This window comes from bacterium (genome assembly GCA_024228115.1).
GTDB lineage: Bacteria > Myxococcota_A > UBA9160 > UBA9160 > UBA6930.
Genome location: JAAETT010000628.1, coordinates 1 through 3,730, shown reverse-complemented (window position 1 = coordinate 3,730; position 3,730 = coordinate 1). Strand labels below are relative to the sequence as shown.

Genomic DNA, 3,730 nt, shown 5'->3' with positions numbered 1-3,730 from the left:
TGATCCTCGGGAAGCCAATCCCGAAGCGAGGGCGGCAGGAGAAGCGACTGGTCCGGCTCGTAGCGTCGAAAGTCTCGCGGCATGGCTCACTCTAGCGAGACTCACCCCTCAATGGCCCTCTGCCGCGCAGACTCCTAGGGCGAGATTTCGAGAACTGGGCTTGGACATGTCGAGGTCTCCTTTGGGTCAGAGAGACTTCATTCGCTCTCTGTGGGTCCCAAGGTGTCCGGCCCAGGGACGAACGGGTATGGGGTAGATTCCCCGTTTTTCCGCCTGCGCGGATTCACTCGGCCAGCGGAAGCGTGATGCGAGCCGATGTGCCCCGTTCAGGCCAAGAGCGGACGTCGAACTCGAATCCGAGTTCGGCGGCCATGGACTCGACGATGGCGAGACCGAGGCCGTCACCTCCGGAGGTCTCGCCTTTGACGCGCGGTTCCCGGACGCGGACGAGTTCGTCGGTGTCCATGCCAGGTCCGGTATCCCAGACTTCGATGCGGAGCGTCTCTCCGCGGCGGCGACAGGCGAGGAGGACGCCGCCCGTATCGGTGTGCTTGATGGCGTTGGCGACGAGGTTGTTCACGAGACGCATGAGGCCAATCGCATTGGTGCGGACGTCGGCATCGATTGGCCGATACCGGAACGTGAGAGCCTTGTCAGCGGCCTCTCCCGTGAAGATCGCTTTGACATTGTCCAGAACGGCGCGCACGGGGAAGGTCTCGACATCATGGGCCTGCGCCGGTTCTTCTTCGCGATCCAACGCGGACTGGCTCCGCGCCAGGTCTTCGAGATAGTCGAAGGCCGCGGTGACCTGTTGGGCCGCAGGCTCATGCGTATCCGTAAAGCTCGAAACGGCCCGGCGCAAAGCCGTCAGCGGTTGCCGAATATCGTGGCCAACGGATGCCAGCTGGACGCCCCGCTCCTCCGCGATCTGTCTCGCGCGATCATAGTCGCGTTGCGTATCCCGAAGCTCGGTCCCTAGTCGAATCTTCTCGTGCGCTGTCGCGAGTTCTGCGCGTAGGGCTTGATCGCGTTCTCTTCTCAAGCCAAGCACACGGACCACGATGGCCCCCGCGAACGCAATCGTCTCCGCGAGCAACGCGATCTGGCCGACATCCAAGGTGCGCTCGAGGCTGATCGTTCCCCAGTTCAGATGAGCCACCAGCGCATAGACAAGGGAGAGCAGGACGAAGCCCGCGCCCCAGAGAAAGGGGGTGGTGCCAAGCAAACGGGCTCGGCGAGCGAGCACTCCCGTGGCGAAATGGACCAGCGCAACCACGACCACGGCCGGGTATGCAGTGACGCGGAACCAGGCGAATTGGTGCATCGGGATTGCGAGGAGGAGAAGCGCCGCGACGATTCCGATTTGTATTCGTAGCCACCGGTCGAATCGTGGCAGGGTTCTCAGGGTTCCGAAGAGCTCGCGCGCAAAGACAGGCCCGGTGACGGACATCGAAAGCAGGAACGCCAGGTTCAGCTGCTCGTTCAGCCCCGGACGGTTCGGCCAGACATGCTGGAAGGTGTAGCCCTCGGCATGGAAAACGAACATCGCACCCGCCAGGATGTAGGCGCACAAGGACAAACTCACCCGCCAGCTGATGACGGGAATCATCACAAGGGCGATGGACATCATGGCCAGCAGTGCGCCGTTGATGATCCAGTTGGTGCGTTCTTCCTGCGCATGCGCGGCGGCGTAGGCCTCGAGACGGGAGATCTTCATCGGCAGCCAGGTCGCTTGGTTGCTGGAGTAGCCGACGTAGATTTCCAGGTCTTCGTGGGATTCGATCGGAACATCGACCGCCAGGTACCGGTCTCGGATCGGTCGGTCCGAGAATTTGTCGAGTTTGGTATGGCGCAGGAGCCGATCCGGTGGAGCCGGTCCGCGTTGCACGAAGACCTCCAGATCGATGAGAAATTGTCGCCTGAGATCGAGGCGCCAAACACCATCATGAGGCGTCGCGTTCAGCGGCCTGAACTTCAGCCAGACGCGGCCCTCGCGGAGGCCGAAATCGATGAAGCGGCTGCTCACGGGCGCGAAGGCCTCGGGCCGCGAACGAACCTGATCGATCTCCAGTGCAGCGCTGGGGTCGAAGAAGACCTCGGTGTATCGGGTGAGGTCGATCTGCGTGTTCGATTCCGCCGAAAGCAGGACGGGCGCCGGCCGCGGCTCGGCGGCGCCCGCCGAGGCCACGCAGAGCATCCAAGGGAAGAGCCAGCGAAGGGCGCGGCGGCATTCGATCACGACGTCGATCCTGGGTTCCCGCTGCCTGCCTGTCCATGGGGCAGATGCCCCAAAACGAACGAACTCACAATTGCCTGTGCTCGTCGAGCAGGCCCTCTTTCAGTGCGTACACCAGGAGCTCAGCGATCGAGTGCACGTCGAGCTTCATCATCAGGCTTGCACGGTGCTTCTCAACCGTCTTGGGGCTGATCGACAATCGCTTGCCAATCCCGACGTTCGCGTGGCCGGACGCGATCAATGCAAGGACTTCTCGCTCGCGGGGCGTCAGATCCGGTCTTGGAGCCGCACCCTCGAGAATCTCGGAAACGTCTGAAGCAACGAACCGCGACCCGGCCAAGAGCGCCTGGAAGCACCTCCTCATCTCTTCCGGCGGGCTCGACTTCAAGAGCAGCCCATCGACGCCCGCATTGAGCCAGTCCGACAGGACGCCCACGGACGTAAAGCCGGTCAGCAGTGCGACCCGCGTGTTCGGGCTCCAGCGGCGAACCTCCGCAAACACCTCGATCCCCCGTGCGAGCGGCATCGCCGCATCCAGCACCAGCAAGTCGGGCTCGTGCGTCCTGATCGCCGCGATCGCGGCAAGGCCGTCTTCGGCTTCCTCGACGATCTCGATATTCCCCAGCTCAGCGAGAATCTGACGCGTCGCGGCCCGCACGATCCCGTGGTCATCGGCCAGGACCGCTGTGGCTGCTTCTTCGCTCGGTGAGTCCCGAGACATTGGGCTCCCTGTCGGTCTTGGTGGCATCAGACGAATCAGGAAAAGAGCTGACACGCCAAGACACCGAGAAGATAAGCGGGAAGCCGTGGGTTTGCCGCGACCGGGAGGAGGAGGGGCTCGGCAACATGTCGGGTCGCTCGCGACAACGATCGTGCCGCCTGATCGTGATGCCCGGCGAACGATCGGTGGCGGCAGGTCGAATCCCCACAGGGAACCCACGGTGAGAGAGCCGATCTGCTAGAACACGAAGAGCCGCGCACGGAGGCGTTCCCGAGATGGCCTACCCCGAGTCGCTCGACCACATGCTCGCCGCCTGGAACGAGACCGAGCCCGCCAAGATCCGCGCGCTCATCGAGAAGGCGCTCTCCCCGAAGGTCGAGTTCATCGACCCAAGCGTCGTCGCGCGCGGGCTCGACGAGTTCGAGGCCAACGTCCACGAGGTGCACGCGCGTCTGCCGGGAGCGGAGTACCTGCGCGCGAGCTGCGTAGACAGCCATCACGATCTCCACCGCTACGCCTGGGAGATCCGGCGCGACGGCAAGCTCGTGCTCCCCGGCTTCGATGTCACCGAGGTCGACGACGAGGGCCGCGTTCTGCGCGTGCTGGGGTTCTTCGGGCTGCTGCCCAGTGGCGACTAGGAGTCTGCGCGGTAGAAGCGAGATCGGCCGCGTAGCGTGGGATTCTCGGTTGAATTGTTGCGGTGAGTAGGGTCTGGGGCGCCCGGGACCGCGAAGGCTCCGGATCGGGTGTGAGCCGGGGTTGCCCTGGAAGCC

3 protein-coding genes are annotated in these 3,730 nt (G+C 63.8%); 1 reads left to right on the top strand and 2 read right to left on the bottom strand.

What is annotated here, in order from left to right:
- Positions 1-283: 283 nt before the first annotated feature.
- Both GY937_26270 and GY937_26265 read right to left on the bottom strand, forming a co-directional pair.
- Entirely contained in the window at positions 284-2,239 is a 1,956-nt protein-coding gene (locus GY937_26270; protein ID MCP5060221.1) for a sensor histidine kinase, read from the bottom strand.
- A gap of 64 nt (positions 2,240-2,303) precedes the next feature.
- A complete protein-coding gene (locus GY937_26265; protein MCP5060220.1) occupies positions 2,304-2,957 on the bottom strand; it encodes a response regulator transcription factor in 654 nt (217 codons plus the stop codon).
- Between the two features lie 275 nt (positions 2,958-3,232).
- On the opposite strand from GY937_26265, the gene GY937_26260 reads away from it, so the two are divergent.
- Positions 3,233-3,595: a nuclear transport factor 2 family protein gene (locus GY937_26260; GenBank protein MCP5060219.1), complete on the top strand. Its 363-nt coding sequence runs from the start codon at positions 3,233-3,235 to the stop codon at positions 3,593-3,595.
- Positions 3,596-3,730: the final 135 nt, after the last annotated feature.